This window comes from Mycolicibacterium sp. CBM1, from assembly GCF_054073305.1.
The window spans coordinates 92,309-112,506 of record NZ_JBSXPP010000001.1 but is presented as its reverse complement, the minus strand read 5'-3'; the positions used below and the strand labels follow the sequence as shown (position 1 = coordinate 112,506).

Sequence of the window (20,198 nt, the reverse complement as noted above, 5' to 3'; positions counted from 1 at the left end):
CTAGATCGGCAGCTTGCGGAAGACGGGCCGCGGGATGTGCCGCAGCACCGACATCAGCACCCGGTACTGTCCGGGGGCCCAGACCAGGTCCTTACCCTTGGCGGCCGATGTCACGGCCAGTTCGGCGACGTCCTCGGCATTGACCGTGAACGGTGCCTCCTTGGCCCCGGTGGCCTTCCAGTGTTCCAGCGTGGTGGTGGTGCGGACCTGTCCGGGCCGGATCACCAGGACGTGGACACCGAACTCCCGCAACGCCTCACCGAGGCCGAGATAGAAGCCGTCGAGGCCGGCTTTGGTAGAGCCGTAGACGAAGTTGGACCGACGCACCCGCTCGCCGGCCACCGACGACATGGCGATGATCTGGCCGAAACCTTGCGCCCGCATCTTCTCGCCGATCAGCACGCCCACCGACACCGCGGCGGTGTAGTTGATCCGTGCGCTCAACACCGCCTTGGCCTGGTTCTGCCACAGCTCCTCGGCGTCACCGAGAATGCCGAACGCGACTATCGCGACGTCGACATCGTCTTGTGCCCAAGCCTTTTCGATCACAGCCGGGTGGCTGTCGGTGTCCAGGGCGTCGAAGTCCAGGTACTCGACGGACTTGGCGCCGGCGGCCTGCAGTTCGGCGATTGCCGATTCACGCTTGGGGGCGTTGGGCAGGTCGGCCAGGATGATCCGGGCGTTCGCATTGCGCAGATACCGCTTGCAGATGGCCAGGCCGATCTCGGAGGTTCCGCCGAGTAGCAGGATGGTCTGGGGGTTGCCGGTGGCGTCGATCATGGTTGCGGGGTGTGCCTTTCTACAGCAGTTCGAGTCGGCGGGCCATGTCGGAGGCGAACACGCCGTCCGGATCGGCCTTGCGGCGCACCGCGATCCACTCGTCGACGCGGGGGTACATCCGGTGGAACTTCTCGGCGCTCACCCGCGAGTCCTTGGCGGTGTAGACCCGCCCGCCGAACTCCATCGCGCGGTCGTCCAGCTCGTTGAGGAACTCGTTGACGCCGGGCTTCATCGGGAAGTCCATCGCCACGTTCCAGCCGGCCATCGGGAAGCTCAGCGGGGCCTTGTTGCCGGGGCCGAACAGCTTGAACACGTTCAGTGCCGAGTAGTGCCCGCTGGTCTGGATCCACCGGATGATGTCCTTGAACTCGTCGAGGGCATCCGGCGGTACCAGGAACTGGTGTTGGGCAAATCCTTTGGGGCCGTAAGCATTGTTCCAACCACTGACCAGATCAAGCATGTGGTAGAACTGCGACAGATTCATGATCTTGCCGGTGTAGGTGCCGCCGAGGCGGTAGTACACCTCGCCGATGGCGCTGAACGACAGCTTGTTCATGGCACTGACCGGGAAGATGTCCGGGACGCTCAACAGTTGCGGCGCATCGAATTTCAGCGGATCTTTCGCCAGCTTCTTGGGCAACTGGTCGAGTTTGGCCAGGCTGCCCCGGCTGACCGCGGCGCGGCCGAGTTTCGGTGGCGGACTGATCAAGTCGAACCAGGCGCTGGAATAGGTGTACTTGGCCTCGCTACCGTCGAGGTGCACCGCGATCGTCTCGTCGAGGTCCGCAGTGCCCACGCCGTCGGCGATGAAATAAGCGGTCTCGGTGCGCGTCATCGCGATACGCGCCCGAATGATGATGCCGGTGAGGCCGTTTCCGCCCACCGTGGCCCAGAACAGCTCGCTGTCCGCACCGTCCGGGGTGAGGGTCCGAACCTCACCGTCGGCCATCAGCAGGTCGAGGGACAGCACATGGTTGCCGAAGCTGCCGGCGCTGTGATGGTTCTTGCCGTGGATGTCCGATCCGATGGCGCCGCCGATGGTGACCTGGCGGGTGCCCGGCAACACCGGGACCCACAGTCCGAACGGCAGTGCAGCCTTCATCAGCTGGTCCAGGCTGACGCCGGCGTCGACGTCGGCCACCGCGGTGTCCGACGACAGTGAGTGGATTCGGTTCAGCCGCGTCATGTCGACGACGATTCCGCCGCCGTTGCAGGCGTGATCGCCGTAAGAACGGCCGAGCCCGCGTGCCACGATCCCGCGCCGCAGGTAGGACGGGCTGGTGGCGTCCGAGTCTGCTACCTGGCGGACGGCGGCCGCGATCACATCTACATCGGGCGTCGACAACACCTGCGCCACGGTCGGTGCGGTTTTGCCGAACCCGGTCAGTGAACGCGGGGTGAGGGGGAGTGCGGTAGCCATGTCAGTGCCAAAGGTTACCTGGCGCGGTTACCTCAACCGGAATATCACCGCTCGCTGGACCACGAAGTTGATCACTGTTGCGGTGCCCTGTGCGATCACGAACGCCACCGGGACCTGCCAAGGCTGACCGGCGAACTTCACATAGAACAGGTAGTTGATGCCCACCTGAACCGCGTAGGTCAGTGCGTACAGCGCGATCACGGCGACGAAGCGGCCGGTGCTGGGCGGCGCTTGAAACGTCCACCGGCGGTTGATCAGGTATGCGGTGGTGGTACCGGCGATGAAGCTGAGGGTTTTGGCCACGTTGACCTGCAGCCCGAGCCTGAGGAACAGCACGTACAACCCGAAGTCGACGATGGCCGACAGCCCGCCGGTGACGACGAAGCGCACCACCTGTGTTTTCAGACTCAGGGGAGACGACGGGGCGAGCTCGGCCACGCCGGAAGCTTACTGCCCGGGTTGCTTCGCCCCCGGCCGAGGGAACGTGCACCATGGTTGTGTGCAGGATCTTCTCGACGCCTGGGCGACGCTGATGTCCCGGCATACCGACAGCCCCGAGGTCGGTGCTGTCGGCCGGGACCTGCTGGCTTCCTGGTCCGAACCGCACCGTCGGTACCACTCCCTGGAACACCTGCGCGACATCCTCGGCCACGTCGAGGAGCTGGCTTCCTACGCCGAGGACGCCGACGCCGTACGGCTGGCCGCCTGGTTCCACGACGCCGTCTACGCGGGGTCGCCCGACGACGAGGAGCGCAGCGCACGGCTGGCCGAGCAGAAGCTGTCAGGGCTGAACCTGGCGCCTGCGCTGGTCGACGAGGTGGCTCGGCTGGTGAGGCTGACGATTACCCACGACCCCGCGGCCGGCGACCGCAACGGAGAGGTGCTCTCCGACGCGGACCTGGCGTCGCTGGCCGTACCCAGAGAACGCTACGAACGCAACACCGCCGCGATCCGGGCGGAGTACACCCACGTGCCCGACGACACGTTCCGCAAAGGTCGGGTGCAGGTCCTGGTCGCACTGCTCGGCGGTCCCGGTGTGTTCCGCACCGAGTACGCCCGCCGCGAGTGGGAGGGGCAGGCGCAGGGCAACCTGCGCGCCGAATTGGCGACGCTGTCCGACTGAGCCGATCCGCCGATCGCTGTTGTTCCCCGTACTTCGGTGAGAGGCCGTTTTACCCTATCGGCGCGTGCATTTGTCGCGACAGACTTTTGCCATGACTGTCGAACACGGCCCGATCGCCGTAATCGGTGACGACGAGAGCTGGGATCTGCTGAAGAGTGTCGCTCTGGGGCGGCTGGTCACCCGCGTCGGCGACCAGCTGGAGATCTTCCCCGTCAACTTCGTTGTGCAGAACCACACGGTGCTGTTCCGAACTGCCGAGGGCACCAAGCTGTTTAGCACGGTAATGAACGAGAACGTGCTCTTCGAAGTCGACGACCACACCGTCGCTGAAGGCTGGAGCGTGATCATCCGGGGCACCGCGCGGGTACTGACGGCATCCGACGATCTCCACGAGGCCGATCGGGCGCAACTGCTGCCCTGGGTGGCCACCGAGAAGCTGCGTTTCGTACGGATAACACCGACCGAAATCTCCGGCCGGCGCTTTCAATTCGGACCGGAACCCGAGCACGGCTCGTACCCGGGTTAATCCCGGGTTAATACGGAACTGGTGCGTTCCGGTCGGCAACGGCTGTCGCGTTCAGCGCGCGCTCGCGCCTGACGTCCAGGGCGCGTTGCGCGGCCCGGGTTCTTCGGCGCGTGGGCATCATCAGGCCCGTCGCCCGTGGGACCGGGCCCGACGGTTCGGGCAGTTCCGCGGTCGCGGTGTTCCACTGGGGTATCAGCAGCCGGCTGCCGGGATGGGTTACGTACCGCTTGCCCGCCGGCGATGTCCAGATCAGCGTGCCGTCCGGAAGTTGCCGGTCGGACCATCCTGGCCAGAATGTCTTGAGCAAGTGGTGTTTTCGGCATTTGCACGACAGGTTCGACGCGTGCGTCGGTCCCCATGGCCATGGCACCGTGTGGTCGATGTCGCAGAGTTCCGCCGGGACATCGCAATTCGGGAAGCGACAGGTCAGATCGCGCAGCCGGACGAACTCGGCCAGTGCCGCCGACGGGCGGTAGCCCGGCTCCGGTTCCCCGCTGGGCCGCCGCAGGTGGCGGACCTTGGCTCCGGAGACCGCCATCTGGGCCAGCAGAGCGGGTGGCACGATGTCGCCGCGCCCGGCGACGATTGCAGTCGACGGCATGGCCGTCGGCGCGGGCTCGTCGGGCGGTGTCAGCGCATCCACCAACGGGGTGTCCCTGGTGATGGGCCGGGACGCGCTTTCACCCGACATGGCTGGGTCGGGGGCGCCGGCAACCGCTGCCTCGGCGAGCACATGGATGACGATGCTCGATGCTCGGCAGTCATCGGTTGTCGAGGGGCACTCCGGCGAGCGGCACTCGCAGGCCAACCGGTCCGAACCAGCGGCCAGCGCACCGAGCGCATCGGCCCGCCGTTGGGCGATCGTCCGCGGATCGTCTTCGCACACATCGTGCGCCATCTGCGTGAGCCTGCGATCCAGCAGCGCGGCATCCGTCGAGTACAACCGGCCGGTTAGCGCGGTGGTGCCCGCCTCGTCGTCGCGGGACCCGAGCGTGACGTCACGGCTTCGTGCCTTCGCGCGGGTATGTCGCAGCGCACCGGGGTCGTATCGGTTGATCCACACGTCGATCGCCTGGCCCAGCTTGTAGTCCGACATCGGACCCCAGAGCAGGGCCGCTTCGGCGAGGGCGGTGTCGATCAGAGCAAGGGCGTCGCCATCATCGACCAGTGTGGTCCGCCACGCGATCGCCCGGCACACCTGATAACTCAGCCGGCCCGCCATGAACAGAGCGCCGACCTGGGGCAGGCGATGCCGCATCGCCTGACTGAGGTGCATGTCGCCGGAGGCGCGACCGTGCGGGATACCCAGCGCCGCCGAGACCTCCGCGGCCGTGGCGTCCCAAGCATCGCAGGCCCAATGCTGCCGGTCGTCGGCAGTGCAGCGCCGCCGTACCAGTTCGCCGATCGCCGCGACTCTATGGGCCGCGGCCTGCGCCTCGCTGACCGCCCACTCCTCGATGGCAGCGACGACTGCGTCGTCGCCAACGGAAACCAGAGAAGCATCGAACATGTGTTCGAGTATGCCACCGGGCACCGACAGCAGATGGTGGACCTGCACCGGCAAACCCGAGAACTTCGCTGACGCGATGTGGGCCCGCTCGTTCGAAGGGGAATGCGCGACCAGCGCCGTGCGGATTGAGGATCTGGGCTATCCGTGAAGAAGCTACGGGCACGACTCCGTGTCGATCCGCACGACCCCGAAGTCCACCTTCGTACTCGTCGTGAACTTCGCGCCTGGAGGAGGTGTGGAGGTGCAGACCTGCCAGTTGCGGTCGCTGATCTGCATCCGTGCTTGGCCTGTTAGATCGGTCGAGCTTGTGTACCAGACCTGATCGTGTGTCAACGACTGGATCGCGTCTTGGGCACCCTGCAGATCCATCCCGATGACATTCGGCATCGTCCACGAATCGGCCGCCGCCGGACCCGCACCGGCGACTCCTACGCCGACCAACAGCAAACCCGTCGCGATAGCTACGGCGAATTTCCTAACCATCGTGGCCGCCCTTTCCCGTCGGAATCGGACAGTAGACGACCGCACATCAAGCTGGCGGCGAATACACAGACTTCGATCGCGATGCGCAAGCCACCGGAGTTTCGGACGCTTGAGGATGCGCGAGTCCCGGCTAGACCCAGTACGAGACCCGCGACCGGTACTGCCGCAGGGCGAACGCCGCGACCAGCCAGCCGAGGATCGTCAGCACCACCACCACCAGCCAGTGCCGCAACTCCTGGTGGGCGCCCAGCAGCGGGGCCCGCAGGATGTCCAGATAGTGCAGCAGTGGGTTGAGCTCGATGATCTTGGCCCAGCGACCCGCACCCTGCTGGCGTAGCGTCTCGTCGTTCCAGATGATCGGCGTCATGAAGAACAGCAGCTGCACGATCGAGAACAGCAGCGGGCCGATGTCGCGGTAGCGGGTGGCCAGGATCCCGAAGCAGAAGGACACCCAGACGCAGTTCAGCATGATCAAGATCAACGCAGGAATGGCCGAGAGATCAGCCAGGGACCACGATTTGGGGAAGATGATCGCGATCACCACATAGATGACGATGTTGTGCGCGAACAGGATCATCTGCCGCCACACCAGCCGGTAGACGTGCACGCTCAACGGCGTCGGCAGCTGTTTGATCAGGCCCTCGTTGGCGATAAACACGTCGGCGCCCTCGATGATCGAGGCGTTGATCATGTTCCAGATGATCAAACCGAGGGTGACGTAGGGCAGGTGCTCGGACAGCTGCAGATGGAACAGCTGCGAGTACAGCCCGCCCATCGCCACGGCAGTGGTGCCGGTGGCGATGGTGATCCAGAACGGGCCCAGGACCGAGCGGCGGTACTTCTGCTTGATGTCCTGCCAGCCCAGGTGCAACCACAGCTCCCGCTTGCGGTAGCCGTCGAGCAGATCACCCCAGGCGCGAGTGAAGGTCCTGGATTGGGCGGCGGCGTCGACGAACGTCATCTGGAGAACCTTTCGTGCCTGCCCAAGCGCCGCAGGCGAATCCATTCCGCGAATCCCGCAACGTCACGGCGCTGGATCAGGAAGAACCAGCCGAACCGCACCCACTCCTGCGGCACCAGCTTGCGCATGCCGCGTTGGGCTTGGAGATAGCCGCGATTGCGATAGGTGAAGAACCGCTTGGTCGGGTCGTCGGGGTATTGAGTGTGCATACGTCCGCCGAGGATCGGCTTGAACTCGTCGCTGCCGTACGGATGCAGATAGATCGCGTCGAGGCACGTCCCGAACGGCAAGCCTGACAGCACCAGCCGTCGGTGCATGTCCACCTCGTCGCCGCGGATGAACAGCCGGATATCCGGAATGCCAACGGCAGTAATCGTTTCCGCGCGAAAAAGGGCTCCGTTGAACAGCGATGCATAGCCTGCCAGCAGGCCTCCGTCGCCCAGCTCGCTGACGTGGCGGCGCCATTGGAGACCTTGGCGGACGGGAAACGCCAACCGGTCGGGGTGGTTCAAGTCGCACACCATCGGCGATACCTCCGCCAGCTGATGGCGATCGGCGCAGGCCAGCAGCGTTGCCAGCACCTCGGAGTTCTGTGGGCGGCCGTCGTCGTCGGCCAGCCACACCCAGTCGGCTCCCAGTGCGAGCGCGTGCAGCATGCCCAGAGCGAAACCGCCTGCACCGCCGAGGTTTCGGCGCGACGGCAGGTATGTCGTCGGGACCGGCTGCCTGTCGACCAGGTCGCTCACCCGTTCGTCGGCATCGTTGTCGACGACGATCAGGTGGTCGACCATCCGGGTCTGGGTGGCAAGCACGTCCAGCGACTTGGCCAGGTCGTCGGGACGGCGGTGGGTGACGACGACGGCGCACACCATGTCGGTCATTGCCGGGCGGCCCGGTCCTCGGAACCCTCGGCCGGCGCCCAATCTCCCTTGTGCTCTTCGAGAACCTCGCGGACGTGACGTGCGGCGTCCTCACCTTCGTAGGCGCGCACGACGTCTTCGATGCCGCCGGCCATCCTGATCGTGCCGTGGTCGATCCACATCGCCGTCTTGCAGAGCCGGGCCAGGAACTCGTTGGAGTGGCTGGCGAACACCAGGATTCCGGACCGTTCGACCAGACTCTGCAGTCGCGACTGTGCCTTCTTCAGGAAGTCCGCGTCCACCGCGCCGATGCCCTCGTCGAGCAGCAGGATCTCCGGGTCGATGCTGGTGACCACACCCATGGCCAGGCGCACCCGCATGCCGGTGGAGTAGGTGCGCAGCGGCATCGACAGGTACTCGCCGAGTTCGGTGAACTCGGCGATCTCGTCGACCTTCGCCTGCATCTGCTTGCGGGTCTGCCCTAGGAACAGGCCACGGATGATGATGTTCTCGAAACCGGAGATCTCCGGATCCATCCCGACGCCGAGGTCGAACACCGGGGCGACGCGACCACGGACGGTGGCCGACCCACGGGTCGGCTCGTAGATCCCCGACAACAGCCGCAGCAGCGTGGACTTGCCCGCGCCGTTGTGGCCGACCAACCCCACCCGGTCGCCCATCTTCAGGCTCAGGGTGATGTCGCGAAGCGCCTCGATGACCACGACGTTCTCGGTATTGCGACCGATGGCGCCGCCGGCCTTGCCGAGGAACGCCTTCTTTAGCGACCGCGTCTTGGCGTCGAAGATCGGGAACTCGACCCAGGCGTTCTGGGTTTCGATGAAGGGGTCGGCGGGGGACACCGTGCGTCTCGTGTCTACAGGTACTGGCCGGTTCCGTGACCGCCGGGGACGCCGGGCGTCCCCGGCTGACCCATGCCGGGAGGGAGCGCGCCCTGGCGCATGTGCTCCAGCTGAGCGCGAGCGGCCATCTGCTGTGCGAACAGCGCGGTCTGGATGCCGTGGAACAGTCCCTCGAGCCAGCCGACGAGCTGGGCCTGGGCGATGCGCAGCTCGGCGTCCGACGGCACGGAGTCATCGGTGAACGGCAGGGCCAGTCGCTCCAGTTCGTCACGCAACTCGGGGGCCAGACCGTCCTCGAGTTCACGGACCGAGGTGGCGTGGATCTCCCGAAGGCGGGTGCGGCTGGCGTCGTCCAGCGGGGCGGCGCGTACTTCCTCGAGCAGCTGCTTGATCATCGTGCCGATCCGCATCACCTTGGCCGGCTGCTCCACCAGATCGGTGACGGAGCGCTGATCCTCGCCGTCCTGGTCCTGCCCGGTACCAGCGTCGGGGCCGATGATCTCGATGTTGTCGTCGTCTGTGTTCGTCGTCATGCGGTGCGCATTCCCTTTTGTGCCGCTGTCATCGGGTGTCCGGTGGGTTAGATCCGCGCCACTCGTAGATGCGGTCCTCCCCGTTGTCGTAGATCTTCGCCCACGACTTGGACTTGTCTAGTGACACTAGACCGTCTGGCATCACGAACCCGCGGACGACCGGTGTACTGGTCAACACATAGCGGATGTTCAGCGCCTTCACCGCCTCGGCGATTCGCGGATCGTGATCGGCGTCGTCGGCGTAGGCCCAGAAGATGAACCGGTGGTAGCCCGGGCCCTGCTGCACCGGGTAGTCGTAATGCGTCCACAGCGGATGCAGACCGGCCACCGCGTACATCCAGGCCGTGCCGTCGACGTTGGCGTTGCCGATCAGGGTGTCACGCGCACCGGGCAGGGTGGCCAGATAGGCGAAGGCCTGCAGATCCTTGTCGTCGATGATGACCCGGTCGTACTTGTCACCCATGAGGTGCTGGTGCCGGGGGAAGTAGTGCCAGGCGAGGCCGACCGTCACCGCCACCAGCAGCAGTGTGGTGGCACCCAGCCAGAAGCCGCGGCCCGGGTCGCGGTCCATCAGCCGCCGGGTGAGTCGCCGCGCGCCCGCCACCACCAGCAGCGCCGCCGAGAACAGCGCGATGCCGGCCATCGGGGTCAGCAGCATCGTCACCACCGCCGACAGCCGGCGTGGATCGCTGTAGAACAGGTCGCTGTAGCGGCCGACGAGCGTGCCCAGCGGGGTGCCGAACGGCGCCGACGAGTGCACGATCGACGCCACCAGCAGCAGCCACACCGCCGCGGGCCACCAGATCCGCTTGACCAGCAGCAGGACGAAGCCCGCAGCCGCGAGCGCGATGACGATGTTCTGGATCGGGAAGTCGTTGAGGTGGCGGGTGTGTTGCACGATCGCGTCGAACAGGGCGCGCTTGCGGCCCTGATGGGTCAGGAACGCGTGGCCCTCGATGACCTCGGCCTGCTGCAGAACTTCCAGGAACTGGGGCAGCAGCGTGCCTACCGACAGCACCGCGACGACGGCCAACGTGAGGAAATCGCGGGCCCGACTCAGCACGGGATGCCAGAGCACCTCCAGCAGCCACCAGGCCAGCACGAACGTGACAACGACGACACCGCCGGTGATGTGCACCGAGAAGATGCCGATCAGGGCCAGGACAGCCAGCGGGATGCGGTCACGGCTGCGCAGGGACGAGGCGATCAGCACGAAGGCCGGTACGGCGAGGCCGTAGGCGGCCATGTTGGGCATCGAGGCGGTGTCGAACTCGACGTAGGGCACCGCGGTGAACGACGCCGCCAGGGCGGCCGCGGTGGCGGCGGCGCCGGCGGCGCGCCACTCACTGGACCCGCCGCGGCCCCGTAGCAGCTGCCAGGTCAGCAGCGCCGCACTGAGCGGGAACAGCCACACCGCGGCGGCCAGCGAACTGAGCGTGTAGGCGGTGGTGGGTGCGGCGCCGGTCAGCTGGGCCAGCACCGCACCGAGGGCGTGAAACGTCGACGGGTAGTACAGGGCGGCGTGGGTCTCGACGTTGCGCAGTTCGCCCATGTGCGTGGGCGAGGCCTGCCCGACGTCGAGGATCCAGCGGATGGTGTTGGCGTGCCAGACCGAGTCCCAGTTGCTCGGGACGGACTGCCAGTACGGGATGCCGCGCCACGCCGCTAAACCGATGAGCAGGGCCCCGACGATCACCCCGGCGAGCACCGTCAGCGCCGGCCACAGCGACACTTGGTCGGCGGTCGGTGTCGCGGCGCGGTACCGAGCCAGGGCGAGCCGCAAACCGAAGGTCACCGCGGTGACGACGGCCAGCGACAGCAGTGCCGTCCAGGCGTTCCAGGGCACCCCGGCCATGCCGAACGGGATGATGGCCAGTCCGACGACGCCGTACGTCAACACCGGCCCGAGACCCAGCGAGGCAGGCCAGCTCAGCCCTCCGGCCCGCGCGACCGCCACGCCCGGCAGGATCAGCAACAAGACCGCGATCAGCACTCCGAACGCGAAGCTCACTGGACTAGTATGGCTGGCCAGGTGACCCTGTCCCGTGGGCCGTCGGCTGGGACCGGAGGCGCCCTTGCTGTCTCAACAGCGCAATCACCGACGCTCTAAGGTGGGCTGCATGGCATACGACGTTGCCCGGGTGCGTGGTCTGCACCCTGCGCTGGGCGACGGCTGGATGCGCTTCGATGCCCAGGCCGGGATGCTGATACCCGAGTCGGTGGCCACCACCGTCTCCACCGCGTTCCGGGGTTCGGTGCCCAACATCGCCAGCCCGCACCCGGCCGCTCGACGCAGCGTGGCCGTTCTGGAGGCCGCTCGCCAGGCGGTCGCCGATCTGGTCAACGGGGATCCGGGCGGGGTCGTGCTGGGCGCCGACCGCTCGATCTTGCTGACTTCGTTGGCTGACGCCTCCTCGTCGCGGGCCGGAATCGGCTACGAGGTTGTCGTCAGCAGACTCGACGACGAGGCCAACATCGCTCCCTGGCTGCGCGCGGCGAACCGCTACGGGGCCAAGGTCAAGTGGGCCGAGGTCGATATCGAGACGGGTGAATTGCCGTCCTGGCAGTGGGAGAACCTCATCACCCCGCCGACCAGGCTGGTGGCGCTGGCGTCGGCGTCCTCGACGCTGGGCACGATCGCCGACGTCGGGGCGGTGACGAAGCTGGTCCACGATGTCGGTGGTTTGGTCGTGGTGGACCATTCGGCAGCCGCGCCCTACCAGCTGTTGGACATCGACGAGGTCGAGGCCGATGTCGTGGTGCTCAACGCCCCCGCGTGGGGTGGGCCGCCGATCGGCGCGCTGGTGTTCCGCAATCCGTCGCTGATCGACAGCTTCGGCTCGGTGTCGATGAACCCCTACGCGAGCGGGCCGGCCCGGCTCGAACTGGGCGGCCACCAATACGGTCTGCTGGCCGGCGTGGTGGCCAGTGTCGAGTACCTGGCCGGACTCGACGAGGCGGCCCGCGGGAGCCGGCGTGAAAGACTCTCGGTCTCAATGCAATCCGCGGGTTCGTACCTGAGCGGATTATTCGACTACTTGATGGTTTCGCTGCGGTCCCTGCCGCTCGTCATGGTGATCGGCCGGCCCGAGGCGCACATTCCGGTCGTCAGCTTCGCCGTGACCGGCGTTCCCGCCGAGCGGGTGGTGCAGCGGTTGGCGGACAACGGAATCCTGGCCGTCTGTAATGCCAATTCGCGGGTGCTCGACCTGATCGGGGTCAACGACATCGGCGGTGCGGTCACCGTCGGGCTGGCCCATTACTCCACGATGGGTGAGGTCGACCACCTGGTTCGGGCGCTCGCGTCGCTGGGCTGACGGGCCGCACTCGTCTCACTCGTCGACGGTCAGCAGTACTTTGCCGAACACCTCACCCGAGGCCAGCGCGCGGTGCGCTTCGGCGGCGTGTGTGATGGGGTAGCGCGCGCCGATGATCGGGCGAACCCGTCCGTCGGCGATCAGCGGCCACACCGACGCCACCACCGCGGCGACGATGGCGCTCTTGCCGTGTGCGCCGTCGGCGGGGCGGCCGCGCAGGGCGGTGCCGATCACCTGTAGCCGCTTGGCGATCAACTTCCTGATGTTGAGTTCGCCCTTCACCCCGCCCTGCATGCCGATGATGACCAGCCGCCCGTCGGGCGCCAAGGCGTCGAGGTTGCGATCAAGATAGGCCGCGCCCATGATATCGAGGATTACGTCGGCGCCCGCGCCACCCGTCGCGGTTTTGACGCGTTCGACGAAATCCTCGTCGCGGTAAGAGATTAAGGTCTGCGCGCCCAATTCCGCGCACAGCTCCAGCTTGGCGTGCGATCCTGCAGTGACCGCGACGTGGGCACCCAGGGCGCGCGCCACCTGAATGGCGTGGGTCCCGATGCCGCTTGCACCGCCGTGGAGCAGCAACTCCTCACCGGTGCTCAGGTCCGCGGTCATGACGAGGTTGGACCACACCGTGCACGCCACTTCCGGAAGAGCAGCCGCGTCCTCGACACTGACGCCGGCGGGCACCGGCATCACCTGGCCGGCCGGCACCGCCACATACTGCGCGTAGCCGCCGCCCGCCAGAAGTGCGCAAACTTCCTGTCCCACAGACCATTCCGATACCTCGATTCCGACGGCAGAGATCACGCCGGAGACTTCCAGACCCATGATCTCGCTCGCGCCGGGCGGTGGCGGGTAGTTCCCGGCGGCCTGTAGCAGATCGGCACGGTTGATACCGGCCGACGTCACCTTGATGACCACCTCACCGCCTCGGGGCGCGATATCGGGCACTTCCTGCCAGGAAAGGTGATCGGCGGACTCAGCGACGATGGCGAACATGGTCCAAAGGTTACTCCCGGCGCATTCCCGCGTCGTACCGTGCTGTGTCGCTTAGGATTGCGCAATGGGAGGGATTATTGCGGGGCGGACCGCCAGTGAAATGCCCGGGTTGGACATAGCCGAGCAACGGGCTTGGCAGAACTTCCTCGACGCGGCACTGCGGCTTTATGGAACGTTGAATCGTGGGCTCGTCGACAAGCACAAGTTGAGCTTGGTCGACGTCCGGTTGTTGGAGATCCTGGACAACTCCGAGACGGGGTCGGCTCGGATGGGTGATCTTGCCGAGCAGCTCATGTCGCTGCCGAGTCGGGTGACGCGGCAGATCCGCCGGCTGGAGACGGCCGAGCTGGTGCGCCGGGACGCGAGTCCGGACGACGGGCGCGGAGTGTTGGCCAGCATCACCGAGCAAGGCCGTGCGGTCGTCGAGGAGGCCATGCAGACGTATGCCCTTGGTGTGCGGGAGAACTTCCTCGGTCCGCTGTCTCGGCCCCAGATGGCGGCGATGGGGGAGAACTGCCGCCGGATCAGCGTCGCCCTCAAGGGGGGCGGCCACTCGGCGAAGGTCGGCCGGGTCTAACCGCTACGCTTGTCCGCGGTGGCGTGGCAGAGCGGCCTAATGCACTCGCCTTGAAAGCGAGAGACGGCTAAAACCGTCCGGGGGTTCAAATCCCTCCGCCACCGCTCTCGGCGCGCAGCGCGGGCAGTACCTCGCGGGCGACGAGCCGGCCGGCTCCCTGTTGAGGGTCACCCGATCCCCCAGCTGGGCGCCGGTGTCGGTGACCCGGGGCCCGGAGCAGACTCGCTGGTAGGGGCATGTTTCTGGGGCGACCCTAGCGCCGGGCGCGTCCGATTGCGGGGCTGGCGGTCAGCTGTGGGAGCGGCTCTGGACTTCTGTGGATCACCTTGGGACAGGTGCAGTAGGTGCGCCTGCGGGCATACAAATGATCACAGTCGTCAGTTGGTTGCCGGAACAGCCTGTCAAGGGTGTTCCGGCAAGCTGATATCACCCTGAAATGGCCGAAAGGTGTTGATCCACATGTCTTCTCGCTCTAACCTGCTAAACAGCTGCGCTTCTCATAGAAGGTTGCTGGGTACGGTGGCCGGCGGCGGCGCGATTGCGGTGATGGCGCTGTTCGGTCTGACGCATCCCACCCCCGTCTCCGTCAATGGCGTGACTGCCGACTCCGGCGACGAGACCAAGTTCCCGGCGTATTCCTCGCCCGTTGTCCCGGCGATGACCACCAGTGCGGCGGAGAAGATGGGCGCGACCATGACGGCGGGAGTCGACCCGACGACGCTGGCCACGTCGGTGGCCGTACCGGCGATCACGCCGTCCGGCAAGTAGTCCTATTCGCCGGTGTACTTGGGTTTGCGCTTTTCGAACATCGCCGTGATGCCCTCACTGAGATCCTTCGAGGGCAGGAACGCCGAGTTCCATGCCGCGACGTAGCGCAGGCTGGCGGCGACGTCGGCGGTGCGCTGCTCGTCGAGGACGTCCTTGATGCCGTGCACCGCCAGCGGCGAGTTGGCGGCGATCTCGGCGGCGGTGGCATGCGCGGCCGCCAGCGTGCTCTCGGGGTCCGGGTAGACGTCGTTGACCAGGCCGATCTTCTCGGCCCGCGCGGCGTCGATGTCCTTGCCTGTCAGGGCCAGCTCGCGCAGATGCCCGTCGGACAGGATGTAGGGCAACCGGGCCAGGCTGCCCACGTCGGCGACGATCGAGAGCTTGACCTCGCGCACCGAGAACTTGGCCTCGGCGCTGGCGTAGCGGATGTCGACGGCACTGATCAGGTCGACGCCGCCGCCGATGCACCAGCCGTGGATGGCTGCGATGGTGGGGGTTCGACAGTCGGCCACCGCGGTGATCGACTGCTGCATGCCCTTGAGCTTCTTGTGGAACTCGGTGCGGGGCCGAGCCGACGGATCGCCGCCCGCCGACGGCAGCATGCCACCCATCGCCACGAGGTCCAGCCCGTAGCTGAAGTTGCGCCCCGACCCGGTGACCACGATCGCGCGGACGTCCGGGTCGGCGTCGAGCGCGGCGAACGCCACCGGCATCTCCGACCAGAACGCCGGGCCCATCGCGTTGCCCTTGCCCGGCCCGATCAGAGTGACCTGCGCGACGTGGTCCTTGACCTCGACGGTGAGGGATTCATACGGCTCGCTCATGGCACGAGGCTACGACGCGGCCGCGACACGCACGAGGCGGGGTGTCGTCTCAGATGTACATGGCGGGATCGACGTAACACGTGGGATCCACCAGCTCTTCACGTTGGCTCTCACCGCGCGGGCGCACGACGGCGGGAATTCCGGTCGCGATCGAGTCAGCCGGTACGTCGCGGGTGACGACGGCATTGGCGCCGACCGCGCTGCCATCGCCTATGGTCAACGGCCCCAAGATCTTTGCTCCTGCGCCGACAGTGACCCGGTTGCCCAGGGTGGGATGGCGCTTGCCGTGCTGCAGGGACCGTCCGCCCAGTGTCACGCCGTGGTAGAGCATCACGTCGTCGCCGATCTCGGCGGTCTCGCCGATCACCACCCCCATCCCGTGGTCGATGAAGAACCGGCGCCCGATCGTCGCGCCAGGATGGATCTCGACGCCGGTGAGGAATCGGGTGAACTGAGCCAGCATCCGGGCCGGTCCGCGCGTCGCCGGCCTGGCCCACATGCGGTGTGCCAGCCGGTGGGACCAGATGGCGTGCAGTCCCGAATACACCAGGGCGTTCTCGGCATCGCCGCGGGCGGCGGGATCGTGGCTGCGCGCGTTGGCCAGGTCCTCACGAAGCGTGGACAGCAGACCCATCGATCAGTCCCGAATGTGCTCGAAGAGCACCGTGGAGATGTACCGCTCCCCGTAGTCGCAGACCACCGCGACGATGAGCTTGCCGGCATTCTCGGGACGCTTTGCGAGTTCGATTGCCGCCCAGACGATGGCGCCCGACGAGATGCCGCCCAGGATGCCCTCCTGGGTGCCCAGATCTCTGGCAACCCGCACGGCGTCGTCGAGTTCGACGTCGATGATCTCGTCGTAGGACCCGCGGTCGAGGACGTCGGGCACGAAGTTGGCGCCGATGCCCTGGATCTTGTGCGGTCCCGCGGTGCCCTCCGTCAACAGCGGGGAGTCCTTGGGTTCGACGCCGACGATCTGGACGCCCGGCTTGCGGGCCTTGAGGACGTGACCCACACCGGTGACCGTGCCGCCGGTGCCGATGCCGGCGACGAAGATGTCGACCTCGCCGTCGGTGTCGGTCCACACCTCTTCGGCGGTGGTCTTCTCGTGGATGGCCGGGTTGGCCGGGTTGGCGAACTGGTTGGCCGAGACCGCGTTGTCGGTCTCGGCGATGATCTGCTTGGCCTTGGCCACCGCGCCGGCCATGCCTTCCGAGCCGGGCGTCAGCACGATCTCGGCGCCGTAGGCGCGCAGCATCACGCGACGCTCGGTGGACATCGTCTCCGGCATCGTCAGGATCACTTTGTATCCGCGCGCCGCACCGACCATCGCCAGCGCGATGCCGGTGTTGCCACTGGTGGCCTCGACGATCGTCCCGCCGGGCTTGAGCTCCCCGGACGCCTCGGCCGCGTCGATGATCGCCACGCCGATTCGGTCTTTGACGCTGTTCGCCGGGTTGTAGAACTCCAGCTTGACCGTGACGTCGGCGGCGAGGCCCTCGGTCAACCGGTTGAGTCGGACCAACGGGGTACGGCCGATCAGCTCGGTGACATTGTCATAGATCTTGCCCATGCTGCGCGTCCCTTCTCCGTGCACTGCCTCGAACACTATGCGGCCGCCTCGGTGGTGTCTCACCCTGGTCGTACCGTGGGATCCATGGCCGACGAACTCACCGCGGGGCCAGAAGCGCCACCTACCGACGAACTCGCCAGCGCTGAGGCGTCGCTGACGGTGTTGCAGCAGGTCGTAAACGGCATCGCCACCGACGACCTGGGCAAGCAGACAGCGTGCCGGGAATTCGACGTCGCCGGCCTCACCGACCACCTGCTGAATTCGATCACGCTGCTCGGCGGCGCGGTCGGTGCCCAGGTACCCGAGCGCGATACCGGTGACTCCGTCGAACGTCAGATCATCGCCGCCGCCCGCCCGGCACTGGACGCCTGGCACCGCCACGGTCTGGAGGGAACGGTGCCGTTCGGCAAGGGCGAGGCTCCCGCGGCGTATATGGCGGGCATCCTCTCGCTCGAGTTCCTGGTCCACGCATGGGATTACGCGGTGGCGATCGGCCGGCCCGTCGACGTGCCGGACTCCCTGGCGGACTACGTGACGGGTCTGGCCCGGCGGGTCATCACCCCGGAGGGCCGCGTCCGAGCGGGCTTCGACGATCCGGTCGATGTCCCGACGCACGCCAGCACGTTGGAGCAGCTCCTGGCGTTCACCGGACGGGATCCCGTCAGCGCGCGGTGATCCACGTGCGGGCGAACTGCAGGAAGATGTCGTTCTCCTCGGGGGCGCCGATGGTCACCCGCACGCCGTCGGTGCCGTAGGGGCGCACCAGCACACGCGCGTCGGCGGCCTGCTCGACGAAGTCCACGGTGCGCTCGGCCAGCGGGAACCACACGAAGTTGGCCTGCGGCGGCGGGAAGTCGTAACCCATCTCGGCCAAGGCGGCACAGACCCGACGGCGCTCGGCGACTACGGCGTCGGTGCGGGCCAGTAGCTCGTCGGCGGCGTCCAGCGAGGCGATCGCGGCGGCCTGCGAAACGGTGGTCGCGGTGAACGGCACGTAGACCTTGCCCAGCGCGGTGATCACGTCGGGATCGCCGACGGCGTACCCGACGCGCAGGCCGGCCAGCCCATAGGCCTTGGAAAAGGTTCGCAGTACAACGACATTGGAGTGGTTGCGGGCCAGCTCCAGGCTCGGCGGCAGCAGCCCGTCGCGGATGTACTCGACGTACGCCTCGTCGATGGCGATGAGGATCTCCGAGGGCACCGCGGCGACGAAGCGGGCCAGTTCGTCCGGGTCGACGACAGTGGACGTCGGGTTGTTCGGATTGCAGACGAAGATGAGCCGGGTGCGGTCGGTGATCGCGGCCAGCATGGCGTCGAGGTCGAAGGTGTGGTCGCGCAGCGGCACCTGGACCGGCGTCGCACCGGCCACCCGCACCTGCAGCGGGTAGACCTCGAAGCTGCGCCACCCGAAGATGACCTCGTCACCCACACTGGAGGTGATCTGAATGAGCTGCTGGCACAGGCTCACCGACCCGCAGCCCACCGCGATGTGCTCGGGGGCGAAAGGTCCGTCCTTGCTCAGATACTTGGCCAGGTGCTCCTTGAGCTCCACATAGCCGTTGTCGGGGTAGCGGTTGATGGTCTCGGCGGACGCGACGATCGCGGCGCGGACGCTGGGCAGCGGGCCGTGCACGGTCTCGTTGCTGGCAAGTTTGATCGCGCCCGGCACGGTCTTGCCCGGCGTGTAGGCCGGAAGGTCCGCCAGCTCGGGGCGCAGTCGGGCGGTCATCCGTCCAAGTCTAAGGGTCGCCGGGGATCTGCTTTGCCATCGCTCATCTCGGCTGTGTACTCTGTCGGATCGGCGGATCCAAGGGCCTTCACCGGCTCCGGTACGCTCAGGTAGTTCAGGAGGCGTGCCAGAGCGGCCGAATGGGACTCACTGCTAATGAGTTGTCCCCCTTACAGGGGACCGGAGGTTCAAATCCTCTCGCCTCCGCCGCGGCTGATTCGTCAGCCACGAACAACTGAATACGAACGGCGCCCGTAGCTCAACGGATAGAGCATCTGACTACGGATCAGAAGGTTAGGGGTTCGAATCCCTTCGGGCGCACTCTTTCGGCCCGGCGCATTCCTCGATTCCCACGCAGGCATCCACAGTCGGCGAACGTGATATATGTCCGGTTGACGAACATATCGTGAAGGGCGGATGCTGATCTGGTGGGGCAGATCAGTGAAGCCGTGATGATAGGGCAGGTCGTCGACCGACTGGTCGCGGTCCATCCCGAACTACCGCCCGATGACGTCGCAGGCGTCGTGCACAGCGCCTACCAACGCTTCCAGGCCAGCAAGGTCCGTGAGTTCGTGCCGCTGCTGGTCGAGCGGCGGGCCCGTGCCGAACTCACCAGCAGGGCCTCGTCGCTGATCTGGTCGACCTGACCACCGGGGGTCAGTAGGCCCCGGCGTTCTCGCCCTCGTCGGTGTACTCAGGCCCGTTGGGCTGTGGGGCATTTCCCGTGCCGCCCGCGTCCTGACCTTCTTTCCAATACAGGTCATCGGTGGGCAGCGGTGCCGCGCCGGTGCCACCGGCGTTGGAGTTGGCGTCCCAGTAGTAGGGCTCGTTGGGGTCCGGCCACGTCAGTGTTCCCGAATCGTCGGCGTGCGCCGATGGCGCCGCCGAGAACATCAGTGCGGCCACCGCCGCCAGTGCGAGCCCTGCCGGCTGCGCCCACGCGCGCATCACCAAAATGCCCCTCCTCGTCCGGCGTCCATGGTCGCTAACGAGCTAGCGGTCGTGGGGAGTTCTGAGGTGAACATCTGGCCAACGCCAGATGTCTTCGGTCAGGAGCAGTGCAGGCCGGCGGTCGGCGCCGCGACGAGCGTGTCCAGGTCGACTCCCGGGGTGGGGGCTGCGCCGCGCAGGCGGCGGGCGATGTACCGCACCGCCAGTACCTGGCCGAGGCCGACGATCACCAGCGGCCACAGCGCGCCGGCGAGCACCGCCGCGAATGCGCGGACCACGTCACTGGGCGGGTCGTAGGACAGATACTGCCGGCTGACGAGCCACGCGGCGCCCGCGACGACAATTGCCGCCGCGACGTACAGGTCGATCCACATGGGATGCACCTCTCGACTCGAAACGCTTAC

At 66.8% G+C, this 20,198-nt stretch carries 24 protein-coding genes and 3 tRNA genes; 11 read left to right on the top strand and 16 right to left on the bottom strand.

Annotated elements, in window-relative coordinates; all coding sequences use genetic code 11:
• From ACXDF8_RS00580 to ACXDF8_RS00570, 3 genes are read right to left on the bottom strand one after another with little or no spacing between them, the layout of a single operon-like run.
• A complete protein-coding gene (locus ACXDF8_RS00580) occupies positions 1–780 on the bottom strand; it encodes a decaprenylphospho-beta-D-erythro-pentofuranosid-2-ulose 2-reductase (RefSeq protein WP_457221301.1) in 780 nt (259 codons plus the stop codon).
• 19 nt (positions 781–799) lie between these two features.
• A complete protein-coding gene (locus ACXDF8_RS00575; protein WP_457221300.1) occupies positions 800–2,200 on the bottom strand; it encodes a decaprenylphosphoryl-beta-D-ribose oxidase in 1,401 nt (466 codons plus the stop codon).
• Between the two features lie 27 nt (positions 2,201–2,227).
• Positions 2,228–2,638, bottom strand: a complete 411-nt coding sequence (locus tag ACXDF8_RS00570) for a GtrA family protein (protein ID WP_457221299.1) — start codon at positions 2,636–2,638, stop codon at positions 2,228–2,230.
• A gap of 61 nt (positions 2,639–2,699) precedes the next feature.
• Here ACXDF8_RS00570 and ACXDF8_RS00565 point away from each other — a divergent pair, with 61 nt between their 5' ends.
• Complete coding sequence (locus tag ACXDF8_RS00565) at positions 2,700–3,323, top strand: HD domain-containing protein (protein ID WP_457221298.1); 624 nt, start codon at positions 2,700–2,702, stop codon at positions 3,321–3,323.
• Positions 3,324–3,414: 91 nt separating this feature from the next.
• Positions 3,415–3,849 carry a pyridoxamine 5'-phosphate oxidase family protein gene (locus ACXDF8_RS00560; protein WP_457221297.1) on the top strand — a complete coding sequence of 145 codons (435 nt, stop codon included), beginning with the start codon at positions 3,415–3,417 and terminating at the stop codon, positions 3,847–3,849.
• A gap of 7 nt (positions 3,850–3,856) precedes the next feature.
• On the opposite strand, the gene ACXDF8_RS00555 is transcribed toward ACXDF8_RS00560, so the two are convergent.
• The gene (locus tag ACXDF8_RS00555) at positions 3,857–5,359 is read right to left on the bottom strand and encodes an HNH endonuclease signature motif containing protein (protein ID WP_457221296.1); all 1,503 of its coding nucleotides are present in this window, start codon (positions 5,357–5,359) and stop codon (positions 3,857–3,859) included.
• Here ACXDF8_RS00555 and ACXDF8_RS00550 point away from each other — a divergent pair.
• Positions 5,358–5,507, top strand: a complete 150-nt coding sequence (locus ACXDF8_RS00550) for a hypothetical protein (RefSeq protein ID WP_457221295.1) — start codon at positions 5,358–5,360, stop codon at positions 5,505–5,507. The genes ACXDF8_RS00555 and ACXDF8_RS00550 overlap by 2 nt on opposite strands.
• A 465-nt stretch (positions 5,508–5,972) precedes the next feature.
• Here the strand turns inward: ACXDF8_RS00550 and wzm are convergent, their stop codons facing one another.
• The 5 genes from wzm to ACXDF8_RS00525 are packed head-to-tail and all read right to left on the bottom strand — an operon-like array spanning position 5,973 to position 11,067.
• Positions 5,973–6,803 carry a galactan export ABC transporter permease subunit Wzm/RfbD gene (gene wzm / locus ACXDF8_RS00545; protein ID WP_457221294.1) on the bottom strand — a complete coding sequence of 277 codons (831 nt, stop codon included), beginning with the start codon at positions 6,801–6,803 and terminating at the stop codon, positions 5,973–5,975.
• Positions 6,800–7,684, bottom strand: a complete 885-nt coding sequence (glfT1, locus tag ACXDF8_RS00540) for a galactofuranosyltransferase GlfT1 (protein ID WP_457221293.1) — start codon at positions 7,682–7,684, stop codon at positions 6,800–6,802. The genes wzm and glfT1 overlap by 4 nt, the downstream gene beginning before the upstream one ends.
• Positions 7,681–8,523 (bottom strand): galactan export ABC transporter ATP-binding subunit Wzt/RfbE, encoded by an 843-nt coding sequence (gene wzt, locus ACXDF8_RS00535; RefSeq protein ID WP_457221292.1) that lies wholly within the window; start codon positions 8,521–8,523, stop codon positions 7,681–7,683. The genes glfT1 and wzt overlap by 4 nt, the downstream gene beginning before the upstream one ends.
• Before the next feature lie 14 nt (positions 8,524–8,537).
• Positions 8,538–9,056: a bacterial proteasome activator family protein gene (locus ACXDF8_RS00530; protein ID WP_457221291.1), complete on the bottom strand. Its 519-nt coding sequence runs from the start codon at positions 9,054–9,056 to the stop codon at positions 8,538–8,540.
• Between the two features lie 28 nt (positions 9,057–9,084).
• Complete coding sequence (locus ACXDF8_RS00525; RefSeq protein ID WP_457221290.1) at positions 9,085–11,067, bottom strand: DUF6541 family protein; 1,983 nt, start codon at positions 11,065–11,067, stop codon at positions 9,085–9,087.
• 109 nt (positions 11,068–11,176) lie between these two features.
• On the opposite strand from ACXDF8_RS00525, the gene ACXDF8_RS00520 reads away from it, so the two are divergent.
• The gene (locus ACXDF8_RS00520; protein WP_457221289.1) at positions 11,177–12,373 is read left to right on the top strand and encodes a cysteine desulfurase-like protein; all 1,197 of its coding nucleotides are present in this window, start codon (positions 11,177–11,179) and stop codon (positions 12,371–12,373) included.
• Between the two features lie 15 nt (positions 12,374–12,388).
• On the opposite strand, the gene ACXDF8_RS00515 is transcribed toward ACXDF8_RS00520, so the two are convergent.
• Positions 12,389–13,372: an NAD(P)H-quinone oxidoreductase gene (locus ACXDF8_RS00515; RefSeq protein ID WP_457221288.1), complete on the bottom strand. Its 984-nt coding sequence runs from the start codon at positions 13,370–13,372 to the stop codon at positions 12,389–12,391.
• A gap of 64 nt (positions 13,373–13,436) precedes the next feature.
• Between ACXDF8_RS00515 and ACXDF8_RS00510 the strand changes: the two genes are divergently transcribed.
• The 3 genes from ACXDF8_RS00510 (at position 13,437) to ACXDF8_RS00500 (ending at position 14,717) form a co-directional block, all read left to right on the top strand.
• Positions 13,437–13,949 (top strand): MarR family winged helix-turn-helix transcriptional regulator, encoded by a 513-nt coding sequence (locus ACXDF8_RS00510; RefSeq protein WP_457221287.1) that lies wholly within the window; start codon positions 13,437–13,439, stop codon positions 13,947–13,949.
• A gap of 17 nt (positions 13,950–13,966) precedes the next feature.
• Positions 13,967–14,053 (top strand) — tRNA-Ser (locus ACXDF8_RS00505).
• A gap of 355 nt (positions 14,054–14,408) precedes the next feature.
• Entirely contained in the window at positions 14,409–14,717 is a 309-nt protein-coding gene (locus ACXDF8_RS00500) for a hypothetical protein (RefSeq protein WP_457221286.1), read from the top strand.
• Positions 14,718–14,719: 2 nt separating this feature from the next.
• Here ACXDF8_RS00500 and ACXDF8_RS00495 read toward each other — a convergent pair whose 3' ends face one another.
• The 3 genes from ACXDF8_RS00495 to cysK are packed head-to-tail and all read right to left on the bottom strand — an operon-like array spanning position 14,720 to position 17,114.
• Positions 14,720–15,541: a crotonase/enoyl-CoA hydratase family protein gene (locus ACXDF8_RS00495; protein WP_457221285.1), complete on the bottom strand. Its 822-nt coding sequence runs from the start codon at positions 15,539–15,541 to the stop codon at positions 14,720–14,722.
• A 49-nt stretch (positions 15,542–15,590) separates the two neighbouring features.
• Positions 15,591–16,175 (bottom strand): serine O-acetyltransferase EpsC, encoded by a 585-nt coding sequence (gene epsC, locus ACXDF8_RS00490; RefSeq protein WP_457221284.1) that lies wholly within the window; start codon positions 16,173–16,175, stop codon positions 15,591–15,593.
• A gap of 3 nt (positions 16,176–16,178) precedes the next feature.
• Positions 16,179–17,114 (bottom strand): cysteine synthase A, encoded by a 936-nt coding sequence (gene cysK / locus ACXDF8_RS00485; RefSeq protein ID WP_457221283.1) that lies wholly within the window; start codon positions 17,112–17,114, stop codon positions 16,179–16,181.
• 84 nt (positions 17,115–17,198) lie between these two features.
• Between cysK and ACXDF8_RS00480 the strand changes: the two genes are divergently transcribed.
• Positions 17,199–17,789: a TIGR03086 family metal-binding protein gene (locus tag ACXDF8_RS00480; RefSeq protein WP_457221282.1), complete on the top strand. Its 591-nt coding sequence runs from the start codon at positions 17,199–17,201 to the stop codon at positions 17,787–17,789.
• Here the strand turns inward: ACXDF8_RS00480 and ACXDF8_RS00475 are convergent.
• Positions 17,776–18,843 (bottom strand): pyridoxal phosphate-dependent aminotransferase, encoded by a 1,068-nt coding sequence (locus ACXDF8_RS00475; RefSeq protein WP_457221281.1) that lies wholly within the window; start codon positions 18,841–18,843, stop codon positions 17,776–17,778. The two genes, ACXDF8_RS00480 and ACXDF8_RS00475, sit on opposite strands and share 14 nt — an antisense overlap.
• Before the next feature lie 118 nt (positions 18,844–18,961).
• Here ACXDF8_RS00475 and ACXDF8_RS00470 point away from each other — a divergent pair.
• The 3 genes from ACXDF8_RS00470 to ACXDF8_RS00460 all read left to right on the top strand — a co-directional run bounded on the left by ACXDF8_RS00470 (position 18,962) and on the right by ACXDF8_RS00460 (position 19,490).
• A tRNA-Ser gene (locus ACXDF8_RS00470) sits at positions 18,962–19,050 on the top strand.
• 41 nt (positions 19,051–19,091) lie between these two features.
• Positions 19,092–19,164 (top strand) — tRNA-Arg (locus ACXDF8_RS00465).
• Positions 19,165–19,271: 107 nt separating this feature from the next.
• Positions 19,272–19,490, top strand: a complete 219-nt coding sequence (locus ACXDF8_RS00460) for a three-helix bundle dimerization domain-containing protein (RefSeq protein ID WP_457221280.1) — start codon at positions 19,272–19,274, stop codon at positions 19,488–19,490.
• Positions 19,491–19,500: 10 nt separating this feature from the next.
• Here ACXDF8_RS00460 and ACXDF8_RS00455 read toward each other — a convergent pair whose 3' ends face one another.
• Both ACXDF8_RS00455 and ACXDF8_RS00450 read right to left on the bottom strand, forming a co-directional pair.
• Entirely contained in the window at positions 19,501–19,794 is a 294-nt protein-coding gene (locus ACXDF8_RS00455; RefSeq protein ID WP_457221279.1) for a hypothetical protein, read from the bottom strand.
• Positions 19,795–19,892: 98 nt separating this feature from the next.
• Positions 19,893–20,168, bottom strand: a complete 276-nt coding sequence (locus tag ACXDF8_RS00450) for a hypothetical protein (protein WP_457221278.1) — start codon at positions 20,166–20,168, stop codon at positions 19,893–19,895.
• Positions 20,169–20,198 lie beyond the last annotated feature (30 nt).